This window comes from Ideonella paludis (assembly GCF_018069865.1).
GTDB lineage: Bacteria > Pseudomonadota > Gammaproteobacteria > Burkholderiales > Burkholderiaceae_C > Ideonella > Ideonella paludis.
Map to the genome: position 1 here is coordinate 764,127 of NZ_JAGQDG010000001.1, position 20,938 is coordinate 785,064.

Here is a 20,938-nt window from a genome sequence, read left to right on the forward strand (position 1 = left end):
AGGCGAGTGGCCGGCTGGCTGAAAGGGCGCCCACGCCACCCAGTGCGGTGATCGGGCGCTAACGCGCATAGACTAGCTTCCATCGATACAGGTGGGAGTCAGGACATGAGCCAAGTGAAGCGCTTTGAGGATTGCTGTTGGCACGACAACGCCATCCACGGCTTTCGTATGGTTCAGGGTGCAGATGGTTGCACCGGTGATCTTGTCTTGGACATCGATCACATCGTCGAATGGCTGAGCCCACCAGAGAACGCTGCGGCGTACCATTTCAGAATTACGCCGGCACTTCTGACATTTCACGAGGTGTCTGACTTGGTGGTGTCGATCGACTATCGCACGCATTCCTTGGCCTTCTAGCCGATGGCAATCCATGACATTCAGCGCGAAGAAGTCACCTATCCCAATGGCTATAAGTCGTTCGCCTGGAAGATAGAGCTCAACATTCCAATTGGTGGGCACATGACTTTTCAAGCGTCTGGCTTTACCCAAACGGAGAAGTCGGAGCCCCTTGTCTCCAGAGTGCAGTGCTTGTCACCCAGCCTGCGCGGGTCCGTCCTCGTGTGAGCTGGCCCGGCGGACAACATCAGTTCTGAACAAGACTTGCGCGATCAATGAATACCTTCGAATTTTGGTTAGACATCCACTGTGATGGGTCCCCGGCGTGCACGTTCTTCGGTTCGCTGGAAATGCCGGTTCGGCCCCATGCGGGTGAGCGCATTTCCTTCCATCAGGAGAAAGGCTCGGACCTGCAGTTCCTGCGCGTTCGCTTCGAAGCGGTGTGTTCCCGCGAGACAAGTGTCTCTGTCGAGGTGGACGAGGTGTCCCACTACGCTTGTCGAATGGACGGCAGCTTGGTGTTCAACTCGGTCATTCGAGCCCACCCGTTGAACGTTCCTACTTTGGAGGATGTCCGGGTCGTCCGGGACATTTTGACCAAGCAATGTGGTTTGGCGGTCGATCCTTATGGCATCAACGTCTTAGATGCAGAGGGCTAATCTCGAGGGACTTTGTCAACAGCTCCATTGCTGTTGACGAAGAGATTCACCAACGCAGCGCCATCAACACCTCCTCATGCAGCACCCCATCCACCAGCATGGCCGCAGGCTCGCGGCCAAAGGCCACGAAGCCTAAGCTTTGATAGAGCTGAAGCGCGGCGGTGTTCTGGGCGTTGACGCAGAGGTTGAGTTGCAGCAGGCCGGGCACCTCGCGGGCGGCGGTGATGGCCGCTTGCATCAGCGCGCGGCCAAGGCCACGGCGGCGTGCCTCGGGGGTCACCACCATGCCCCAGAGGATGCCCTTGTGCCGCAGCTTGAGCATGCGCTCGCGGCCCAGGCCGACCACGCCCAGCAGCGCCCCTGCTGCATCAAACGCACCGAACACGGCGTTGTCGGGTGACGGGGCCAAGCGCTGTGCCACCGCGTCTAGAGTTTCGTTGCATTCTTCTTCGAAGCTAGAGCCAAAGGCCGAGGGCTCGCGTTGCAGGCCGGCCAGGCGCAGAGCTTGGAAGGCGGCGGCGTCGGCCGGGGTCAGGCGGCGAATGCGCACGGTGTCATCCATCAAAGCGCACCTCCTCAGCGCGCACGCAGCGCGTGCGCGGGCCAAAGCTGCTGATTTGTGAAAGCAGGCGGTTGTGGTGGGTGGTGATTTGCGCGGCGGTCAGCTCGGCGCTGTCCATCGTTGAGTGGCCGTCGGCCACCAAGGTGACGGGGAAGCCCAGGGCCATGGCGCGGCGGGTGGTGGTGTCCACGCAGAACTCGCTTTGCAGGCCGCAGACCACGACGCGGGCGATGCCGCGCTGGTGCAGCAGGGCTTCCAGCGCGGTGTGCAAAAAGGAATCCGGCGTGGTCTTGCGCAGGCGCAGGTCGCCCTCGGCTACGGCCAGGCCCTCGGCCAGTTGCCAGCCGGGGCTGCCGTGTTGCAGCGGGCCGGTAGCGGCTTCGTGCTGAATGAAGACCACGGGTGCGCCTGCGGCGCGGGCCTTCTCACTCAAGGTGTTGATGCGCTGGATCAGGCCGGCGGCGTCATGCGCGGCGTATTCGCCCTCGCACAGGCCTTGTTGAACGTCGATCACCAGCAGGGCGGTGGTGGCGGGCATGGTGGGCTGCTCCCTTAAGCGGTGGTGAGGGCGTAAAGGCAGGTGTCGCGCAGCGTGCCGTCGGGCGCTTTGCGTTCATGGCGCAAGGTGGCTTCCAGCACCATGCCGGCGCGCTCGGCCACGGCGCGGCTGGCGTGGTTCTGGGCATCGGGCAGGGCGGTGATGCGCACCATGCCCAGGTCCTTCATCGCCCAGCGGCACAGGGCGCTCACGGCCTCTGTCACCAAGCCCTGGCCTTGGAAGGCGGGGCGGCACCAGTAGCCGGCCTCGCACTTGGGCGTGTCCCAATCCAGGTGATGAAAACCGGCACCGCCGATGTAGTGGCCGCCGTCCTTCACAAACATCAGCATGGGCAGCTCTTTGCGGGCCAGGGTGTTGATGTGGCCTTCGCGGCAAAAGGTTTCGGAGGCTTCGAGCGAGGGCTCGAACAAGGCCCAGGGCAGAGAGGCCGGCCAAGCCCGCAGCGCGGCCAGGCTGTCGCGCACACCCTCAAACACGGCGGGGCCATCGCCCGGGCGTGGGCTGCGGATCAGCAAGCGGGGGGTTTCGATCTGGTCGGCAAAGGTGCGCAGCAGGGGTGACGAGGGCATGGTCAGCAGCCGTGGCAGGGGAGCACCAATGGTAGTGGGCTTTGCCGCGCAGAAAGACCGCAGTTCTTGACTTGTCTGCATGAACGCAAGGCCCGAGGGCTCAGACAATAGAGGCATGGGCACTTCTGGTTTGCGTTCTCCTGTGGCGGTGGGCCTGCTCGCGGGCGGCTTGGTGTTGGCCGCTGCGGCCGCATGGTGGTGGCAGAGCCAGCAGGCGCAGCAGCGCGCCCAGCAAGCCGAGCAGGACAGGCAGGCCAGCGTGCAGCGCGGCCAGGCCTTGTTCAGTGGCGCGGCCAGCTTGCAGGGCCGGGTGGTCGGCCATCAGGTGGACCTGCCCGCCGCTGCCGTGGCCTGCATCAATTGCCATGGTGATGCGGCGTCTGAGCGGCCCCTTTTGGCGTCGGCTGAGGCAGCCGCCTCCGGCGTGGCACCGCGCTTTGCGCCGCCTCTGACGGCGCAGCATCTGGCCCAGGCCCGCCCACGGCGCGGCGGCCCGCCTTCGCAGTACGAGGCGGCCAGCCTGTGCCGCCTTTTGCGTGAGGGCTTGGACCCGGCCACGGTGCTGATCCCCCTGACCATGCCGCGCTACCGCATCACCGACGCGCAGTGTGCGGACCTGTGGCAGTTCTTCTTGAGCCGCTGAAGCGGGATGACATGACAAGGCCTGTGCCGACGATGCCCACCAAGACCTCATCATCACCCGTGATGCCCCGCCGCTCGGCCCTGTGCTGGGCTGTGGCCGCACCTTGGTGGCTGGCTGCCGCCACCCCCACGCTGGCCCAGCAAAGCGGCGCCCCGGCGGCCAAGCCGCCCGCCACCAAGGTCCACAAATACCCGTTTGGCCCGATGAAGCCGCCGCGCCCCTTGCCCGCGCTGGCGCTGACCACGCACACCGGCAGCAAGACGGATTTGGTCGCACTCACGCGCGGCAAGCTCACGGCCATACAGCTGATGTTCACTGGCTGCAGCGCAGTCTGCCCCATCCAGGGCGCGATCTTTGCGGCCGCCCAGCGCAAGCTGGCCAAGAGCATGCCCCAGGTGCAGTGGCTGTCGCTCAGCATCGACCCGCTGGGCGATGACCCCAAAGCCCTGGCCGCTTGGTTAAAGCGCCATGGCGCCCAGCCGGGCTGGACGGCCGCCGTGCCCGGCCTTAAAGACGCGGAAAGCCTGTTCGACATGATCGGCCGCCGCAGCAAAGACTTTGCGGGCGACATCGACCGCCACACCGCCCAAGTCTTCATCGCCGACCGCCAAGCGCGCTTGGTCTACAGCACCGCCGACATGCCTTCACCGGAGGTGTTGGAAGAGGTGCTCAAAGAGATCGACCCGCTCAAGCTGTGAATGCCCATGCCAGAATTCTTTCCTCAATAAATGTTCATGGGGAGAGTGAGATGGGACGATTGATTTCAAAAGCCTGTGGCACGTTCAGCGCTCTGGTGCTGGCCTTGCTGGGTACATCAGTGCTGGCGCACGAGCTGCCGCAAAGTGGGAAGCCTCAAGACCTGCGTGTGGGTGCATCACCCAGCAGCCTACGGCCCAAGGCCACCATTGCATCCAATGGCAGTGATGTCACGGCACCGGTGCTCCTTCGCGTACGCCTGCCCCTAGAGGCTTCTGCGCAGGGGCCCTTACCCAATATTCCCGTTCGTTTCTCGGTTCAAGATGAGGGTTCGGGACTGGCATGGATCCGCTTTGACTTTACGGCGCCCAACGGCAGCAACATTCCGACCGAGCAAGACCTGCATGGGCGACGCAGTTGGCAAGGCTTGACGGCTGCAGCCTTGAGCCCCATGGCGGCGCCAGGGACCTATACCTTGCGTTTGGTATGGATCATGGACTTGGCCGGTAACTCGTCGGTGATTGAAGGTGCAGCGCTTGACGCTTTGGGTGTGAAACCAGTGACGGTGACCAGCGCCCCCAGTTTTGACGACACGGCACCCTTGTTTGTCAGCGGCCGTCTGCTGCAAAGCAAAGTGTCCAAGAGCGCAACGGTTCCCGGCACCAGTAGGCCGCAGTTTTTGCGCGCAGAGGTATTCGCGACAGACAGCGGAACAGGCCTCACGGCAGGTATCGCTTCTTCGACCCTGTTCTTTTGCAAGCTCGATCAGAGCGAGTGCGTTTACCTGAATGGGTCGGTGGGCCAGCGTGGCCTGAGCGAGGGCAGTCTCCTGCTTTCGGACAACGGCAATTCACTGGCTCGCGCGTCCACCGGCGACTATCACCTGCAACTGGTCTACGTTCGCGACCATGCGGGGAACATCACCGGCCTGGTCAGCACCCGCTTCTTTGGCAGCTACGATTTCAGTACCAGTTTTCCAGGGTCTGTCCTGACCATCACGCCTTGATGCTGAGGCGCGTGGCTTGGGCGAGCTAGCGAGCGACTGGCTCAAGCCGCAAAGATCTTGCCCGGGTTCATGATGCCCAGCGGGTCCAGCGCCTGTTTGATGGCGCGCATCAGGGCCACGCTGCCGGCGCCGGTTTCTTCCACCAAGAAGCCCTGTTTGTGCAGGCCGATGCCGTGCTCGCCGGTGCAGGTGCCTTGTGCGGCCAGGGCGCGTTGCACCACGGCGTCGTTCAGGCGCTCGGCGGTGTCCCGCTCTTCGGGCAGGGCGGGGTCGATCAGGTAGGCGATGTGGAAGTTGCCGTCGCCCACATGGCCCACCACAAAGTGCGGCAGGCCGGCGGCCTCGGCGTCGGCCAGCGCGGCGGTCACGCCTTCGGCCAGGTGCGAGATGGGCACGCAGGTGTCGGTGGTCACGGCGCGGCAGCCGGGCTTCATCTGCAAGCCCGAAAGGTAAGCATGGTGGCGCGCGGTCCACAGCCGGGTGCGCTCCTCGGGGGTGGTGGCCCATTCAAAGTCGGCCCCGCCCCACTCGGCGGCAATCTCTTGCACGGTGGCGGCTTGCTCTTTGACGCTGGCGTCTGAGCCGTGGAACTCCATCAGCAGCATGGGCGCTTCGCGCAGGCCTAAGCGGTCGTGCGCGTTGACGGCGCGCACGGCATGGGCGTCGAGAAACTCGCAGCGCGCAATCGGCACACCCATCTGAATGACCTGGATGGTGGTGTTCACCGCTGAGGCGACATCGGGGAAGAAGCACACCGCTGCCGCCACGCTCTCGGGCAGCGGGTGCAGCTTGAGGGTGATTTCGGTGATCACGCCCAGCGTGCCTTCGCTGCCCAGCATCAGGCGGGTCAGGTCGTAGCCGGCGCTGCTTTTCTTGGCGCGGGTGCCGGTGCGGATGACCTCGCCCGAGGCCGTCACCACCTCCAGCGCCAGCACGTTCTCGCGCATGGTGCCGTAACGCACGGCATTGGTGCCCGAGGCGCGAGTCGCGCACATGCCGCCAAGGGACGCATCGGCGCCGGGGTCGATGGGGAAGAAGAGGCCGGAGTCCTTGATCTCGCGGTTGAGCTGCAGGCGCGTCACGCCCGGCTGCACCGTCACCGTCAGGTCTTCGGGGTGCAGTTGCAGCACGCGGTTCATGCGCGAGACATCCAGGCTGATGCCGCCTTGCACGGCCAGCAAATGCCCCTCAAGAGAGGAGCCCGCGCCGTAGGGGATCACCGGCACGCGGTGCGCGGCGGCCTGGGCCACGACAAAGGCCACCTCGTCGGTGGACTCGGCAAACACCACCGCATCGGGCGGCGGCACATCAAAGGGCGACTCATCGCGGCCATGCTGCTCACGCACCGCCAAGGCGGTGGTGAAGCGGGGGCCGAAGCGCTGGCTGAGCGCTTCGATGAGGGCCGCCGGCACACCGGCGCTGTGAAAGCTCAAAGGCGCATTCATGCTCACTTACCACCCCAAGCCCAAGGACGACCACAAGAACTGCCCGTTGGCGTTCGTCAGCGTCAGGTCGTAGCGGCCGCTGGTTTGGGCTTGGAGTTGAAGCACATCGCCTGCGGCGTCGCGCAGTTGGCTGCTGCCGCTGCGCATCACGCCGTCGGGCCCGGCCATGAAGACGGCGGTGGAGGAGGCCGCGTAAAGCTGATTGCCCATGCCAATGGCACCGCTGAGCTCCAGGTTCAGCTGCGCATCGGTTTGCGAGCCGTAGAGGTCGTATTGCAACTGTTGCACCTCGCCCGTGGGCAAGGTGAGCCGGGCGTTTTGGTAGCTCATGCGGAAGCGCTCTTGCAGGCCTTCGGTGACCAGCCAGAGGCGCACGCTGCCGCTGAGGGTGCCTTCGCCTTGGACCGCAAAGTCGGTGAAGGTGGCGGTGGCGTCCAGGTTCAGGGCGCTGCCGGTGGGGCTGACCGTCACTGCGTTGAGGCTGAGGTCGAAGCGGCCATTCAAGGGGGGCTCGCCGGGGCCGGTGGCGCAGGCGCTGAAGTTGGTCAGCACGCTGTCGCCGCTGCTGAGCACGCCGTTGCCGTCCATGTCGTCGGTGGTCACGGTCATGCGGCCGCCCCCGGGGCAGGGCAGGCTGCTGATGGTGGCGGTGCTGGCTTGGGCCCGCTGCGTGGGCAGCTTGGGGCCGGCGGAATAGAGGGCCTGGCGGGCCAGCAGCAAGGGGCTGGGCAGGCCGCGCGCGCCGCTCTGGCGGGCCGACAAGGCCTTGGCGCGGGAGGCTGCGGCCGGGCCCGTCACGCCGCCGGTGGCGTCGCCGCGCAGGGCTTTGGCTAAGCTGGTGCCCACTTGCAGCGCGTTGCTGCTGTTGAGGTCGGCGCCCGCCGTGGCCGCGCCTGCGCGCGCGCCGCTGGGCAGGGTGACGCTGCCCGCAGGCCCTGGCTCATCCCCCCCACCGCCCCCGCAGGCGGCCAAGCCCAGGAGCAAGCTGGCATACAAGGGGGTCAGGAAGAGGGTGCGGCGCATGGGGGCTCCGAGGGGGCAACTTTGAATTTTGAAGATAGCACGAGGGCTCTGCCAGAGTGTGTCTGGATGCCTGAGCGGTCGCGGGCGCGTCGGCGACGGTGATTGTCTACGCCCAAGCCCTGACAGACTCCAGGGTTGCTGGGAAGTTCCCTGGGCCGTGCCCAGAGGCGCTGCCTCTACACTGCGGCGATGGCAAATCGACTGACTCAAATTGCAACCCGTACCGGCGACGATGGCACCACCGGCCTAGGTGATGGACAACGCGTGCCCAAGGACCACCTGCGGGTGGAGGCCATGGGCGATGTGGACGAGCTGAACTCTCAGCTGGGCGTTCTGCTGGCCGAGCCGCTGCCCGACGACATCCGCGAGCTGCTGGTGGTGATCCAGCATGAGCTGTTCAACTTAGGGGGCGAGCTGTCCATCCCCGGCTTTGAGCTGCTCAAGGAAGAAGCCGTGCTGCGCCTGGACGAGGCGCTGGAGCACTACAACGCCACGCTGCCCCGGCTCAAAGAATTCATCTTGCCCGCAGGCACGCGCAGCGCGGCCCTGGCCCACGTGGCCCGCACCATGGCGCGCCGCGCCGAGCGGGCCGTGGTGCGCCTGGCTGCCGCCGAGACCGTGCGCTCAGCCCCGCGCCAATACCTGAACCGGCTCTCTGACCTGCTGTTTGTGCTGGCCCGGGTGATGAACCGCGCCAACCTGGATGGCCTGGGCGGTGACGATGTCTACTGGCGCAGCGAGCGCTTGGCGCGAGACTGACCCCCATGCGCTCGCTGTTTGCGCTGGACGAGGACATCACCTTTCTGAACCACGGCTCTTTTGGGGCCAGCCCTCGGGAGGTGCTGCAGGCCCAGCAGCGCTGGCAGTGGGAGATGGAGCGCAACCCAGTGGACTTTCTCGGCCGGCGCTCGGCCGGCCTGCTGGCCCAGGCGCGCGAGGCCTTGGGCGCCGAGATCGGCGCGGCGGGCGCAGACCTGGTCTTCGTGCCCAACTCCACCACCGGGGTCAATGTGGTGGCCCGCTCCTTCCCGCTGCATGCGGGCGATGAGGTGCTCTCCACCAACCTGGAATACGGCGCTTGTGACGCCACCTGGCTGCAAGTCTGCGCCCGGCAAGGCGCGCACTACCGCCGGGTGGAAGTGGCGCTGCCGCTGCGGCCTGAACAACTGGTGGACAGCCTGGTCGCGGCCATGGGCCCGCGCACCCGGCTGCTCTACCTAAGCCACATCACCTCCACCACCGCCCTGACCTTGCCGGTGGCCGAGGTCTGTGCCGCCGCCCGGGCGCGCGGCATCCCGGTCTTGGTGGACGGTGCGCATGCGCCGGGGCAGATCCCGCTAGACCTCGCGGCCTTGGGGGCTGATTTCTATGTCGGCAATTGCCACAAATGGCAGTGCGCGCCCAAGGGCTCGGCCTTTTTGCACGCCCGGCCTGAGCACCACCCTCTGCTGGACGCCACCGTCACCAGCTGGGGCTATGCCGAGGACAGCGGCGGCCACGCTGGTTTTGACGCCTACCTGGGCCGCAGCCTGTTTGAGCGCCGCATGCAGTGGCAAGGCACGCGCGACATCAGCGCCTGGCTGACCGTGCCCGAGGCCCTGGCCTTTCAGGCGCGGCACGACTGGGCCCAGGTGCGCCAACGCAGCCACGCCCTGGCGGCCCAGGCGCAACAGGCCTTGTGCCAGCGCTTTGGCTTGGCGCCGATTTCTGGCGATGAGGCCTGGGCGCAAATGGTGGCCATTCCGGTGCCGCCGCAAGACCCGGAGGCCCTGCGCCAGCGCCTATGGGTGGAGAGCCGCATCGAGGTGCCCATCACCCAGCACGCGGGCCAGACCTTTGTGCGGGTGTCTGCCCAGGCCTACACCACCGAGGCCGACATCGAGCGGCTGCTGGCAGCGCCCGCTTTACGCTCGCGTTAATAGCCCTTGGCCGCGCTGTCACGGCCTTGGGTGTAAGGTTTGCGGCTGCCCGCCGACACACCTCTTCAGACTCGCCACTTTCACGCCCATGCATCCCACCTTACCCCTGCTGGTTCACACCGAGTTCCCGGCCTTGCGCCGCGGTGTCATCGACACCCTGCAAGTCAACCTGGGCTACCGCTGTAACCAGAGCTGCCTGCACTGCCATGTCAATGCGGGGCCGAACCGTACCGAAGAAATGTCGGCCGACACGGTGGACTTGGTCGTCCAAGCCTTGGCCGCCAACCCCAGCTTGCGCACGCTGGATTTGACCGGCGGTGCGCCCGAGCTGAACCCGCACTTTCGGCGCTTGGTGGTGGCGGCGCGCGCGCGGGGCGTCAAGGTCATCGACCGCTGCAACCTGACCATCCTGGAAGAGCCCGGTCAAGACGGCTTGGCCGAGTTTTTGGCCGCGCATCAGGTTGAGGTCGTGGCCTCGCTGCCTTGCTACTTAGAAGACAACGTCAACAAGCAACGCGGCCAGGGCGTGTTTGACGCCAGCATCCGCGGCCTGCAGCGCCTGAATGCGCTGGGCTATGGCCAGCCGGGCAGTGGCCTGGTGCTGAACTTGGTGTTCAACCCGCAAGGCCCCAGCCTGCCGCCGCCGCAAGCCGCGCTGCAGGCCGACTACCAGCGCCACCTGGGCGAACACTTTGGCGTGGTCTTCAACCAGCTCTTCACCCTGGCCAATATGCCCATCCAGCGCTTTGGCTCGACCCTGGTCTCCAAAGGCCAGTTCAACAGCTATATGCAGCTGCTCAAGAGCGCCCATAGCGAGGCCAATGTGCCCGGCGTGATGTGCCGCAGCCAGCTCAGCGTGGATTGGCAGGGCTATCTCTACGACTGCGACTTCAACCAGCAGCTGGGCTTGCCGCTGGCCCATGAAGGCGCGGCCCGCCAACACCTCAGCGCGCTGGTGTGCAGCGAGCTGGAAGACGGCCCCATCCGCGTGGCCGACCATTGTTTTGGCTGCACGGCGGGGCAAGGCTCTAGCTGCGGTGGCGCGTTGAACTAAGACCCGATGATTACGCTGCACCGCCGCGCCGCGCTGGCGCTGCTGGCTACGGCCAGCCTTTGCGCCACCCCCGCCGCTTGGGCCCAAGACAAAGTCCTGCGCTTTGGCGTGGGCCTGTATCAGCCCGACAAAGAGAAGAACGACGCCACCTACCGCCCGCTGGCCCAGCACCTGGCCCAGCAACTGGGCCGCGAGGTCAAGCTCTACACCGTGGACAGCTGGGAAGGCCTGGCCAAGTCTTTGGCGGCTGGCGAGACCGACATCGCGCTGATGGGCCCCTGGGGCTATGTGCTGGCCAATCATGTGGCCGGCGCCCAGGCCGTGGCCACCATTCTGTATGACCAAAAGCCCGAGTACCACGCCATCATGGTCACGCACCCCGGCTCGGGCATCCGCAGCGTGGCCGACCTCAAAGGCAAAACCTTTGCGTTTGGCGACAAGGGCTCGACCTCGGGCTATCTCATCCCGTATCACCACTTCCAAAAGCAGGGCCTGGAGCCCGAGCGCTTTTTGGGCAAGGTGATCCACACCAAGCACCAAGCCATTGAGCTGCAAGTCACGCGCCGCGAGTTGGATGCCGGCGCCGACTACAACCGCAACCGCGACGCCATGATTGCCGAAGGCCTGATCAAGGCCGCCGACAGCGTGGTCTTCTGGACCTCTGACCCGCTGCCCAATGATGCGGTGGCCGTGCGCGCCGAGCTGGCCCGCGATGCTGCCTTTGTGGCCCAACTGCGTGCGGCCCTGGCCAGCGTGGGCCCGGCGCTCAAAACCAAGCCGGACCTGCTGCCCCCGCGCTACAACGGCTTTGTGGCCAAAGATAACGCTTTTTATAAGCCTATCCGCGATGCGGGCTTGGCCACCGGAAAGCTCAATACCAAGTGAGGCCTTTGCGAGCGGCATTCCAGGCTTGGGGCTGGCCCGTGGCCGCGCTGGCCCTGGTCGTCATCAGCGCCTGGACACTGGCCCAAGAGGGTGAGCTGGGCTGGGGCCGCAAGCCCTGGCAAAACCTGCAAGCCACGGTGTCCGAGCTGGCCCAGCCGAGCTGGCTCAAGCTCTGGTTTGGCGACCCAGCCCGCGAGCTGCGCAACGAAGAAGGTGAGCTACTGCGCGTCATCAACGAGCCGCAGGCGGAAGCCCGCTACTTGGCGGGCGTGGGCCGCGCGCTGTGGACGACGCTGCGCATGGCCACATTGGGCACGGTGGCGGCCATGCTCTTGGCCTTGCCGCTGGCGCTGCTGGCGGCCCGCAACCTGGGTGCGCCGGCCCCGTTGCGCTGGGGTGCCAAGGCGGTGTTGGACACCCTGCGTGCCGTCCACACCTTGGTGTTCGGCCTGTTCTTGGTGGGCATTGTGGGCTTGGGGGCCACGGCCGGCATCTTGGCCATCGCCCTGCACTCGGCTGGTTCGCTGGGCAAGCTCTGGGCGGAAGCCATTGAAGCGCTGGACATGGCGCCCATCGACGCCGTGCGGGCCACCGGCGCGCGCCCGGCGCAGGTGTTCTTTCTGGGCGTGTGGCCGGCGGTGCTGCCGCAAGGCTTGTCGCAAACGCTCTATGTCTGGGAGTTCAATCTGCGCGACTCCACCATCTTGGGCCTGGTGGGCGCGGGCGGCTTGGGCCTCTTGGTGTCCGAGTCCATCTCGCTGTTCCAGTGGGGCCGCTTAGCCACCTTGCTGATGGCCATCGTGCTCTTGGTCACGCTGGTCGACGCCACCAGCCGCCGCCTGCGGCAGAGGCTGCTGTGATCCGCGCCGAACACCTTTGCTTGCACGCCGCCGGCCGCCCCTTGCTGCAGGGCTTGGACTGGCAGGTGCAGCCCGGCCAGCGCGTGGCCGTGCTGGGCCATAACGGTGCGGGTAAATCCACGCTGCTGCGCAGCCTGGCCGGCTTCATGCCCGTGGCGCAGGGGCAGCTCAGCGTGATGGGCACAGCGCTGCACGATAGGCCCTCATCTGGTACGTTACGCGCTTTGCGCGCCCAGGTGGCCCAGGTCCACCAAGGCGTGCATTTGGTGGGCCGCCTGAGCGCTTTGGACAATGTGCTGATCGGGGGCGCAGCCCGCTTTGGCTCGCCCTTGAGCTGGCTGCGCCGCTGGCCGCGCCCAGAGCGCGATGCGGCCGAAGCGGCGCTGGCGCGGGTGGGCTTGGCCGATGCCGCCGGCCGCCGCGCCGACACGCTTTCGGGCGGCGAGCGCCAAAAGGTCGCGATGGCCCGCGCCCTGCACCAGCGCGCCCGCGTCTTGCTGGCCGACGAGCCCACTGCCGCGCTGGATGCCCGCGCCGAGGATGAGTTGCTAACCCTGCTGGACGGCCTGGTGCGCGAGCAAGGCCTGACCCTCATCAGCGTGGTGCATGATTTGCGCCTGCTGCCCCGGCTGGCCGACCGCGTGCTGGTGCTGCGCCAAGGCCGCGCGGTGCTCGACGCTCCCCTGGCCGAGGTGAGCCCCCAAACCCTGAGTGAGGCCCTCTCTCATGCCTGAGCCCACCGCCCGCCCCGGCCGCAGCTGCCCGCTGCGCTACCACTACGGGCCCCGCGCCATCGCCGCAGCGCCGCTGCAGCCGGCGCGCACGCTTTATGTGGCCGGTGGCCTCTACGGCAACACGGCGGCCTTGGCAGAGCTTTTGCGCATGGTGGCGGCTGAGCCCGGCGCCACGCTGATCTTCAATGGCGACTTCAACTGGTTCAATGTGCGCGACGCCGACTTTGTGCACATCAACCATGCGGTGCTGCAGCACCAAGCCTTGCAAGGCAATGTCGAGGCCGAGTTCCACACGCCGGGCGACGAGGCCGACTGCGGCTGCGCCTACCCCGAGGCGGTGGATGAGGCCGTGGTGCAGCGCTCCAACGCCATCCACCGCCAACTCAAAGCCACCGCACGCTGCCATCCTGAGCTTATGCAACGCTTGGCTGCCCTGCCCATGGTGGCCCGCTTCCAAGTGGCCACGGCCCGTGTCGGCGTGGTGCACGGCGACGCCCAGTCCCTGGCCGGCTGGGGCTTTGATGCGGCAGCCCTGCACGCCGCCGACGCCGCCCAGCGCTATGCCCCCTGGTTTGAGCAGGCCGAGGTTGAGCTCTTTGCCAGCAGCCACACCTGCGCGCCGGGATTGGCGGTCTACGGCCCTGACCGCGCCATCCTCAACAACGGCGCCACCGGCATGCCCAACCGCGCCGGCGACCTGCGCGGCTTGGTCAGCCGCATCGCGCTCACCCCCTCGCCCCACCCGGTGTGGGCAGAAGAGCGCCAAGCCGCCGGCGCCTATCTCGCCCTGCTGCCCGTGGCCTATGACACGGCCGCCTGGGCGGCAGACTTCAGCGCGCAGTGGCCGCAAGGCTCGGCGGCGGAGTTGTCTTACGGCAAGCGGATGCGCGAGGGTTTGTAATCGGCTTGCCTTGGTATATATCAAGGTATATGCTACGGCCTTCGACAGCACAAAGCCGGAGGCCACATGACGCAAACCGCCAAGCTCTTCAGCAACGGCCGCAGCCAAGCCGTGCGCCTGCCTGCGGCATTTCGCTTTGAAGGGTCTGAAGTCTTTATCCGCCAAGACCCGGCCTCGGGCGATGTGATCTTGTCCTCCCGGCCGTCGGACTGGCAAGGCTTTGCCGATGCCTTGAAAGGCGCGGCTGCCGAGGACGACTTCTTGTCGCCAGCGGAGCGTGCGCAAGCGCCTACTTCGCGTGATCCATTTGATGGCGAAGGGGCATGATCCGCTTCATGCTGGACACCAACACCGTCAGCGACCTGCTCAAAGGCCATGCCGGGGTGTTGCATGCCGTTAGCCAAAAGCCCATGGCCGAGCTCTGCGTATCGGCCATCACCGAGGCTGAGCTGCGCTACGGTCTGGCCAAACGGCCCCAAGCCACACGCCTGCACGAGTCCGTTCGGCAACTGCTGTTGCGCGTGCAGACCCTGAGCTGGGATGCCGCCGTGGCGCAGCGCTACGGCATGCTGCGCGCAGACTTGGAAGCACAAGGCAAGACCTTGTCCGCCTTAGACATGCAGATCGCGGCCCATGCGTTGGCCCTGGGGCTGACTTTGGTCAGCCGCGACAAAGCCTTTGCCCAAGTGCCAGCCCTGCACCTTGAAGACTGGACCCGATGACATGACGACGCTTTTGCCCATCACCGGCCATTGCCATTGCGGCCAAATCAGCTTCACCGCCCTGGTGGACCCGAGCCGCGTCATCGCCTGCCATTGCGAAGACTGCCAGCGCTTCTCCGGCGCGCCGTATCGCGCCGTGCTGCCCACCCCAGCCGATCAGGTGCAGATCAGCGGCACACCGCGCCACTATGTGAAGGTGGCCGACAGCGGCAACCGCCGCGCCCAGGCCTTTTGCGGAGAGTGCGGCACCCAGCTCTACGCTTGCGAGCCCGAAAACCCCACCGTGCTCAACCTCCGTTTGGGTTGTGTGGACCAGCGGGCGGCGCTGCCACCCCAGGTGCAGATCTGGGGCCATTCGGCCATGCCGTGGTTGGCGGGTTTGGGCGAGGTGGCTATGCATGAGAAGGGGTCGGGCAGTACGCTGATCGCTGCATCATGATCAGTCGCTCAAGATTCAATGGCCAGTCGCCCGCAGGGTCGGCGGCGGAGGTGTCCTGCGGCAAGAGGAAGCGCGAGAGGGTCTGAGTAAACGATGCCCTGGTTCATGTTTAACCGTCGTGAGCACCGCCCTGCCGCTTACGAGGAGCGCAAATGCCTGTTGGTCAGCTATCGCCTCCCAGGGTTGCCGTACTGTTATGTACTCTGCTCGGAGCAAGCGCTTGACGGGCAGACATTAGTAGACCGAGGCCTTTGGCGGTTTTTTATGGAAGAAGCTCAGCGTTTAGCCTATGAAGATGTCGGTGATCCGAATGCCTTCATGCTGATTCACAGCGCGCCCTCTGCCGGGGCGCGTTCCAACTTCCACCTTCATGTGTTTGTCTTAAGGCACCGTTGGCAAAAGGCCTGGCTCTACTTTGTGTTGGCGGCCAAGAACTTGGCTCAGACTATCCTTATGGCAGTTGGTCTGAATCGACGCGGGTGAATGATCGGTGCGTTTCTTGAGGGACGCCAGTTCAGCCATGACATGAACCCCTTGCACACCACCGCCCGGGTGGACTCGGGCGGTGTCATCGCCTGCTATTGCGAGGACCGCCTGTGCTTTCCGGCAGGCCCTTTTCTCTCCGTGCTGCCCACGGCAGTGGGCCTGGTGCAGATGAGCGGCCAGGGCTCGGGCAGCGCGCTGATGCGCTAGCGCCAGTTCACCCCCCGCGCTCCGCCGCGACCCGCGCCAGCAGCGGTGCCAGCCGCGCCCGGGTGGCCTCGGGCATGGCGGCTGGGGGGGTGACCAAGGCGCTGCTCAGCGCCGTGTGGGCGGGGCTGGCAGGCCAGCGTTGGGCCAGGCGCTTGACCACCTGGGTCACCAGGGTTTGGGCGCGCTGGGCGTTTTGCTGCAGGTTGGCAATGGCCATCTCGGCGGTCACGCAGGCCTGGTTGGCGCGCCAGCAGTCCCAGTCGGTGACCAGCGCCAGGGTCGCATAGGCGATCTCGGCCTCGCGGGCCAAGCGGGCCTCGGGCATGTTCGTCATGCCGATGATGCTGGCGCCCATGCTGCGGTACCAGTGCGACTCGGCCCGGGTGGAAAACGCCGGGCCTTCGATGCAGACATAGGTGCCGCCCTCGTGCAGTCGCACGGCGCTGTCGTTCAGGTCGGCCCAGGCCTGGGCCACGGTCTGGCGCAGCACCGGGCACAGCGGGTCGGCCAGTGAGACATGGGCCACGGCGCCGTCGCCAAAAAAGCTGCCCGGGCGCAGGCGGGTCATGTCGATGAACTGGTCTGGCAGCACCAGGTCCAGCGGGGCCATTTCTTCGCGCAGCGAGCCCACCGCCGAGACGGACAGCACATACTGAACCCCCAATTGCTTCAGCGCGTGGAGGTTGGCCCGGAAGGGCACTTGGCTGGGGATCAGGTGGTGGCTGCGGCCATGGCGGGCCAAAAAGACCACGGGCACGCCGCCCAAGAGGCCTTGCATCAGCGCGTCAGAGCAGGGGCCATAAGGGGTGTCCAGATGCAGCTCTTGCAGCTCGGTCAGGCCTTCCATGCGGTAGAGGCCGCTGCCGCCAATGATGCCAATGCGGGGGGATTCCATGCTTTTCTCCGTCAGACTGTAAGGAATGGTACCGCTGGCACGCCTAATGGAGGCGCCGTGAGTTGTTGGCGTGAAGGTTGTAGGCAAAGCATCATGAAATCGAACTCGAAGTGGTGGGCCCTGTTGGGCCTGGTGGTGGCGGTGGGCGCCTTCCATGCCCTGGGCGGTAGCCAGTTTTTGAGCCTGGCCGCCATCAAGGACAGCCAAGCAGCGCTGCAAAGCGCCACCGCCGCACAGCCGCTGCTGGCCGCAGCGGTGTACTTCGTGGTGTATGTCGTGGCCACGGCCTTGTCGCTGCCGGGGGCGACGGTGATTACCCTGGTGGGTGGGGCTTTGTTTGGGCTGGGCTGGGGGCTGTTGATCGTCTCGTTTGCGTCCAGCATCGGGGCCACCCTGGCCTTTTTGGCCTCGCGCTGGCTTTTGCGCGACACCGTGCAGGCCCGCTTTGGTGACAAGCTGGCGGCTTTGAATGAGGGCGTCCAGAAAGATGGCGCTTTCTACCTGTTTGGCCTGCGCTTGGTGCCCCTGTTCCCGTTTTTCATGATCAACCTGGCCATGGGGCTCACACCGATCCGCCCCTGGACGTTTTACTGGGTCAGCCAAGTCGGCATGTTGGCGGGCACGGCCGTGTATGTGAACGCGGGCACCCAACTGGCGCAGATCGACAGTCTCTCGGGCCTGGCCTCGCCCAGCCTGATTGCGGCCTTTGCCTTGCTGGGCGTGTTCCCGCTGTTGGCGCGTAAGCTGATGGAGGCGCTGCAGGCCCGCAAGGTCTACCACGGCTTCACCAAGCCCAAGGCCTTTGACCGCAACCTCGTGGTCATTGGCGGCGGGGCGGCCGGCTTGGTCACGTCCTACATTGCGGCGGCGGTGAAAGCCAAGGTCACCTTGGTGGAAAAGCACAAGCTGGGTGGCGACTGCCTGAACACCGGCTGCGTGCCCTCCAAGGCCTTGATCCGCTCGGCCAAGTTTGTGGCCCAGGTCAAGAAGTCTGCCGACTGGGGGATTGCGCGGGCAGAAGCCGAGTTCGACTTTGCCGAGGTCATGGGCCGCGTGCACCGCGTGATCAGCCAGATCGAGCCGCATGACTCGGCCGAGCGCTATCGCGGCCTGGGCGTGGATGTGGTGCAGGGCGTGGCCCGCATCGTCAGCCCCTGGGAGGTGGAGATCACCCATGAAGATGGCACGGTGCAGCGCCTGACCACGCGGGCCATTGTGGTGGCCGCTGGCGCCCGGCCTTTTGTGCCGCCCATCCCCGGGCTGGAGCAGGTGGAGGTGCTGACCTCCGACTCGCTGTGGCGCTTGAAGACCCTGCCGCGCCGCTTGCTGGTGCTGGGCGGTGGGCCGATCGGCAGTGAGCTGGCCCAAGCCTTCAGGCGCCTGGGCGCCCAGGTGACCCAGGTCGAGATGGCGCCGCGCCTGCTGGCCCGCGAAGACGACGATGTGTCTGAGTTGGTGATGCAGCGCTTTGCTGCAGAAGGTGTGGACGTGCGTGTGGGCCATGTCGCCCAGCGCGTGGTGGTCGAAGGCGGTGAAAAGTTCTTGGTGGCCGAGCATGAGGGCCAAGAGGTGCGCATCGCCTTTGATCAGATCTTGGTGGCCGTGGGCCGGCAGGCCAACTTGCAGGGCTATGGCTTGCAAGAGTTGGGCGTGACCACCGGCCGCACGGTGGAGGTCAACGGCTACTTGCAAACCAACTTCCCCAACATTTATGCGGCGGGCGACGTGGCCGGCCCCTACCAGTTCACCCACACCGCTGCCCACCAAGCCTGGTATGCCGCCGTGAATGCGCTGTTTGACCCGATCAAGAAGTTCAAGGCCGACTACCGCGTGATCCCCTGGGCCACCTTTGTGGACCCGGAAGTGGCGCGGGTGGGCCTCAATGAGCAAGAAGCCAAAGCCCAAGGCGTGGCTTATGAGGTGACGCGTTACGGCATTGACGACCTGGACCGCGCCATTGCCGATGGCGCTGCCCACGGCTTTGTGAAGGTGCTGACGGTGCCGGGCCAAGACAAGATCTTGGGCGTCACCATCGTGGGCGAGCACGCCGCAGAGCTGCTGGCCGAGTACGTGCTCGCCATGAAGCACGGCCTGGGGCTCAACAAGATTTTGGGCACCATCCACACCTATCCGACGATGGCCGAGGCCAACAAATATGCAGCGGGTGAATGGAAGCGGGCGCATGCGCCGCAAGCGCTGTTGCAGTGGGTGCAGCGCTTTCACACCTGGCGCCGGGGAGGTGTGTGATGACGACGCTCAGCATCATCATCCCCGTCTTGAACGAGGGCAGTCACATCGCCCGCAAGCTCAGCCTCCTGCAACCCTTGCGGCGCCGGGGGGTCGAGGTGGTGGTGGTTGATGGCGGCAGCCGTGACGACACGCTCGAGCAGGCCCACGAGTGGGTGGATCAGTTGATCTCCGCCCCGCGCGGCCGCGCCAGCCAGATGAATGCCGGGGCGCGTGTGTCACGAGGGCGCATTCTGCTGTTTCTGCATGCTGACACGGTGTTGCCGATGTTCGCCCAGGAATGCGTGTTTGATGCCTTGGCCCCATGTGCTGAGGCCTGGGGCCGCTTTGATGTCCACATCGACAGCCCTCTGCGCATGCTGGAGGTGGTCAGCTGGGCCATGAACACCCGGTCTCGCCTGACCGGCATCGCCACCGGTGATCAGGCCTTTTTCATGCATCGCAGTTTGTTCGAGCGTGTGGGCGGTTTTCCGGATCAGCCGCTGATGGAAGACATTGCCATGAGCCGCACCCTCAAGCGCCACAGTGCGCCGATTTGTCTGAGGGCGCGCGTGCACACCTCAGCCCGCCGCTGGGAGAAGCACGGCGTGTGGCGCACCATCTTGCTGATGTGGTGCTTGCGCGCCGCCTATTTCTTTGGCGCGGACTCCCGCACCTTGGCCCGTCAGTATGGCTATACGCCGCGCGAGAATAACGCATGAATGAGGATTCAAAAGCTGTGTGTTTGGCGGTGTTGGCCAAAGCCCCGGTGCCCGGCCTGGCCAAGACCCGCCTGATACCGGCCTTGGGCGCGGTGGGCGCCGCACGCTTGCAGCGCCGCTTTACCCAACGCACCCTGCGCACCGCCCTGCGCAGCGGCTTGGGGCCGGTGGCGCTGTGGTGTGCGCCGCAGGTGCAGCACCGCTTCTTTCAGGCGCTGCGGCGCAGCGGCGTGCCCCTGGCCTTGCACGCGCAGCCTGAAGGCGACTTAGGCCTGCGCATGTTGACGGCGCTGCAGGCGGGTTGCATGCACGGCCCCACGTTACTGATGGGCACAGATTGCCCCGCGCTGAGCGCTGCTCATTTGAAGACCGCGGCCCAGGCCCTGCAAGAGGGCGCCGACGTGGTGTGCCAGCCTGCCGAGGACGGCGGCTATGTGCTGATCGGCATGCGCCAGCCCCAGCCGCTGCTGTTCACCGACATGCCTTGGAGTACCGCAGAGGTCATGCCCCAAACCCGCGCGCGTGCCCAAGCGGCGGGCTTGCGCCTGCATGAGCTGCCGCCGCTGTGGGACGTCGACAACCCCGAAGACCTGCCGCGCTGGCACACCCTTTTTGAGAGCGAGACATGATGCAGAGACGTTTATTCGTGACCGGAGGATTGGCGGCGTTCGGGGCATCGGTGTTGTCCGTGCCGCCAAGCGCGGTGGCCCAAAGTGGGTCGGCTGCGCTGCCCAACCAGCTCACCCCGTTTTCAAAGGCGGCCCCAGGCAGCGCGCTGCCTGCGGGCTGGAAGCACCAGGTGCTGCCCAAGGTCAAGCAGGCCAACCGCTTTGCGCTGGTGGCCGACGAGGGGGTGACCGTGCTGCAGGTCAGCTCCAACGCCAGCGCCTCATCGTGGCTGGCCCCCTTGAACGTGCCGCCGAGCCAAGCGGCGGTTTTGCGCTGGCGCTGGAAGGTGTCCCAGTCTTTGCCGGTGTCGGACCTGCGCAGCAAAGCGGGCGATGACTATGCGGCGCGCCTGTACGTCACCTTTGATCTGCCATTAGAGCGCCTCTCGGGGCTGGATCAATTGCGCATTGAATCGGCTCGGCTGATCTCGGGCACCGACATCCCCGCAGCGTCGATCTGCTATGTCTGGGGCCATGCTCAGCCGGTGGGCGCGCACGGCCCCAACCCCTACACCGACCGTGTCCACATGAAGGTGCTGGACAGTGGCGCTGAACATGCCGGCCAGTGGCGAGAGCAGCGCGTCAACCTGGCACAGGACTGGGCCCAAGCCTTTGGCGGCCCGATGCCGCCCATCAACGGCATTGCGCTGAGTGCGGACACCGACAACAGCGGCAGCAGCGTGCAAGCCTGGTTCGGCGATGTGCGTTTTGAAACCTGAGCA

At 65.9% G+C, this 20,938-nt stretch carries 27 protein-coding genes; 21 read left to right on the forward strand and 6 right to left on the reverse strand.

The window, feature by feature from the left end; all coding sequences use genetic code 11:
* Positions 1-105 precede the first annotated feature (105 nt).
* Together KAK11_RS03480 and KAK11_RS03485 are read left to right on the forward strand one after the other, a co-directional pair.
* On the forward strand, positions 106-357 hold the full coding sequence (locus KAK11_RS03480; RefSeq protein WP_210806173.1) for a hypothetical protein: 252 nt from the start codon (positions 106-108) through the stop codon (positions 355-357).
* A gap of 254 nt (positions 358-611) precedes the next feature.
* Entirely contained in the window at positions 612-995 is a 384-nt protein-coding gene (locus KAK11_RS03485; protein ID WP_210806175.1) for a hypothetical protein, read from the forward strand.
* Between the two features lie 46 nt (positions 996-1,041).
* On the opposite strand, the gene KAK11_RS03490 is transcribed toward KAK11_RS03485, so the two are convergent.
* Genes KAK11_RS03490 through KAK11_RS03500 form a run of 3 tightly spaced genes read right to left on the reverse strand, consistent with a single transcriptional unit; the run spans position 1,042 to position 2,685 of the window.
* Positions 1,042-1,557, reverse strand: coding sequence for a GNAT family N-acetyltransferase (locus tag KAK11_RS03490; RefSeq protein ID WP_210806177.1), 516 nt, complete (start codon positions 1,555-1,557; stop codon positions 1,042-1,044).
* Positions 1,550-2,095, reverse strand: a complete 546-nt coding sequence (locus KAK11_RS03495; protein ID WP_210806179.1) for a cysteine hydrolase family protein — start codon at positions 2,093-2,095, stop codon at positions 1,550-1,552. Before KAK11_RS03495 ends, KAK11_RS03490 begins: the two co-directional genes overlap by 8 nt.
* Positions 2,096-2,109: 14 nt before the next feature.
* Entirely contained in the window at positions 2,110-2,685 is a 576-nt protein-coding gene (locus tag KAK11_RS03500) for a GNAT family N-acetyltransferase (protein WP_210806180.1), read from the reverse strand.
* 115 nt (positions 2,686-2,800) lie between these two features.
* Between KAK11_RS03500 and KAK11_RS03505 the strand changes: the two genes are divergently transcribed.
* The 3 genes from KAK11_RS03505 (at position 2,801) to KAK11_RS03515 (ending at position 5,030) form a co-directional block, all read left to right on the forward strand.
* The gene (locus KAK11_RS03505; protein ID WP_210806182.1) at positions 2,801-3,328 is read left to right on the forward strand and encodes a hypothetical protein; all 528 of its coding nucleotides are present in this window, start codon (positions 2,801-2,803) and stop codon (positions 3,326-3,328) included.
* A 62-nt stretch (positions 3,329-3,390) separates the two neighbouring features.
* Positions 3,391-4,026: an SCO family protein gene (locus tag KAK11_RS03510; RefSeq protein ID WP_210806184.1), complete on the forward strand. Its 636-nt coding sequence runs from the start codon at positions 3,391-3,393 to the stop codon at positions 4,024-4,026.
* A gap of 50 nt (positions 4,027-4,076) precedes the next feature.
* Positions 4,077-5,030 (forward strand): hypothetical protein, encoded by a 954-nt coding sequence (locus KAK11_RS03515; RefSeq protein ID WP_210806186.1) that lies wholly within the window; start codon positions 4,077-4,079, stop codon positions 5,028-5,030.
* Between the two features lie 41 nt (positions 5,031-5,071).
* Here KAK11_RS03515 and KAK11_RS03520 read toward each other — a convergent pair whose 3' ends face one another.
* Entirely contained in the window at positions 5,072-6,475 is a 1,404-nt protein-coding gene (locus KAK11_RS03520; RefSeq protein WP_210806188.1) for an FAD-binding oxidoreductase, read from the reverse strand.
* Between the two features lie 6 nt (positions 6,476-6,481).
* Complete coding sequence (locus tag KAK11_RS03525; RefSeq protein WP_210806190.1) at positions 6,482-7,498, reverse strand: hypothetical protein; 1,017 nt, start codon at positions 7,496-7,498, stop codon at positions 6,482-6,484.
* A gap of 189 nt (positions 7,499-7,687) precedes the next feature.
* On the opposite strand from KAK11_RS03525, the gene KAK11_RS03530 reads away from it, so the two are divergent.
* The 12 genes from KAK11_RS03530 to KAK11_RS03585 all read left to right on the forward strand — a co-directional run bounded on the left by KAK11_RS03530 (position 7,688) and on the right by KAK11_RS03585 (position 15,705).
* Entirely contained in the window at positions 7,688-8,257 is a 570-nt protein-coding gene (locus KAK11_RS03530; protein WP_210806192.1) for a cob(I)yrinic acid a,c-diamide adenosyltransferase, read from the forward strand.
* Between the two features lie 5 nt (positions 8,258-8,262).
* Complete coding sequence (locus KAK11_RS03535; protein ID WP_210806194.1) at positions 8,263-9,417, forward strand: aminotransferase class V-fold PLP-dependent enzyme; 1,155 nt, start codon at positions 8,263-8,265, stop codon at positions 9,415-9,417.
* A gap of 88 nt (positions 9,418-9,505) precedes the next feature.
* Positions 9,506-10,471 (forward strand): arsenosugar biosynthesis radical SAM (seleno)protein ArsS, encoded by a 966-nt coding sequence (arsS, locus tag KAK11_RS03540; RefSeq protein WP_210806196.1) that lies wholly within the window; start codon positions 9,506-9,508, stop codon positions 10,469-10,471.
* 6 nt (positions 10,472-10,477) lie between these two features.
* Positions 10,478-11,356, forward strand: coding sequence for a phosphate/phosphite/phosphonate ABC transporter substrate-binding protein (locus KAK11_RS03545; protein WP_210806198.1), 879 nt, complete (start codon positions 10,478-10,480; stop codon positions 11,354-11,356).
* Complete coding sequence (gene phnE, locus KAK11_RS03550) at positions 11,353-12,216, forward strand: phosphonate ABC transporter, permease protein PhnE (RefSeq protein ID WP_310737734.1); 864 nt, start codon at positions 11,353-11,355, stop codon at positions 12,214-12,216. Before KAK11_RS03545 ends, phnE begins: the two co-directional genes overlap by 4 nt.
* A complete protein-coding gene (locus tag KAK11_RS03555; protein ID WP_210806200.1) occupies positions 12,213-12,950 on the forward strand; it encodes an ABC transporter ATP-binding protein in 738 nt (245 codons plus the stop codon). The genes phnE and KAK11_RS03555 overlap by 4 nt, the downstream gene beginning before the upstream one ends.
* On the forward strand, positions 12,943-13,851 hold the full coding sequence (locus tag KAK11_RS03560) for a hypothetical protein (protein ID WP_210806202.1): 909 nt from the start codon (positions 12,943-12,945) through the stop codon (positions 13,849-13,851). Before KAK11_RS03555 ends, KAK11_RS03560 begins: the two co-directional genes overlap by 8 nt.
* A 66-nt stretch (positions 13,852-13,917) precedes the next feature.
* On the forward strand, positions 13,918-14,178 hold the full coding sequence (locus KAK11_RS03565; protein WP_210806204.1) for an antitoxin: 261 nt from the start codon (positions 13,918-13,920) through the stop codon (positions 14,176-14,178).
* Entirely contained in the window at positions 14,175-14,573 is a 399-nt protein-coding gene (locus KAK11_RS03570; RefSeq protein ID WP_210806206.1) for a type II toxin-antitoxin system VapC family toxin, read from the forward strand. Before KAK11_RS03565 ends, KAK11_RS03570 begins: the two co-directional genes overlap by 4 nt.
* A gap of 1 nt (position 14,574) precedes the next feature.
* Complete coding sequence (locus KAK11_RS03575) at positions 14,575-15,012, forward strand: GFA family protein (protein WP_210806208.1); 438 nt, start codon at positions 14,575-14,577, stop codon at positions 15,010-15,012.
* A 264-nt stretch (positions 15,013-15,276) separates the two neighbouring features.
* On the forward strand, positions 15,277-15,495 hold the full coding sequence (locus KAK11_RS03580; RefSeq protein WP_210806210.1) for a hypothetical protein: 219 nt from the start codon (positions 15,277-15,279) through the stop codon (positions 15,493-15,495).
* A gap of 42 nt (positions 15,496-15,537) precedes the next feature.
* A complete protein-coding gene (locus KAK11_RS03585; RefSeq protein ID WP_210806212.1) occupies positions 15,538-15,705 on the forward strand; it encodes a hypothetical protein in 168 nt (55 codons plus the stop codon).
* 7 nt (positions 15,706-15,712) lie between these two features.
* On the opposite strand, the gene mtnP is transcribed toward KAK11_RS03585, so the two are convergent.
* A complete protein-coding gene (mtnP, locus tag KAK11_RS03590; RefSeq protein ID WP_210806214.1) occupies positions 15,713-16,600 on the reverse strand; it encodes an S-methyl-5'-thioadenosine phosphorylase in 888 nt (295 codons plus the stop codon).
* Positions 16,601-16,693: 93 nt separating this feature from the next.
* Here mtnP and KAK11_RS03595 point away from each other — a divergent pair, with 93 nt between their 5' ends.
* The 4 genes from KAK11_RS03595 to KAK11_RS03610 are packed head-to-tail and all read left to right on the forward strand — an operon-like array spanning position 16,694 to position 20,935.
* Complete coding sequence (locus tag KAK11_RS03595) at positions 16,694-18,847, forward strand: dihydrolipoyl dehydrogenase family protein (RefSeq protein ID WP_210806216.1); 2,154 nt, start codon at positions 16,694-16,696, stop codon at positions 18,845-18,847.
* A complete protein-coding gene (locus KAK11_RS03600; RefSeq protein WP_210806218.1) occupies positions 18,847-19,548 on the forward strand; it encodes a TIGR04283 family arsenosugar biosynthesis glycosyltransferase in 702 nt (233 codons plus the stop codon). The genes KAK11_RS03595 and KAK11_RS03600 overlap by 1 nt, the downstream gene beginning before the upstream one ends.
* Entirely contained in the window at positions 19,545-20,177 is a 633-nt protein-coding gene (locus KAK11_RS03605) for a TIGR04282 family arsenosugar biosynthesis glycosyltransferase (RefSeq protein WP_210806220.1), read from the forward strand. The genes KAK11_RS03600 and KAK11_RS03605 overlap by 4 nt, the downstream gene beginning before the upstream one ends.
* A complete protein-coding gene (locus KAK11_RS03610; RefSeq protein ID WP_210806222.1) occupies positions 20,174-20,935 on the forward strand; it encodes a DUF3047 domain-containing protein in 762 nt (253 codons plus the stop codon). Before KAK11_RS03605 ends, KAK11_RS03610 begins: the two co-directional genes overlap by 4 nt.
* The last annotated feature ends 3 nt before the right edge of the window (positions 20,936-20,938 follow it).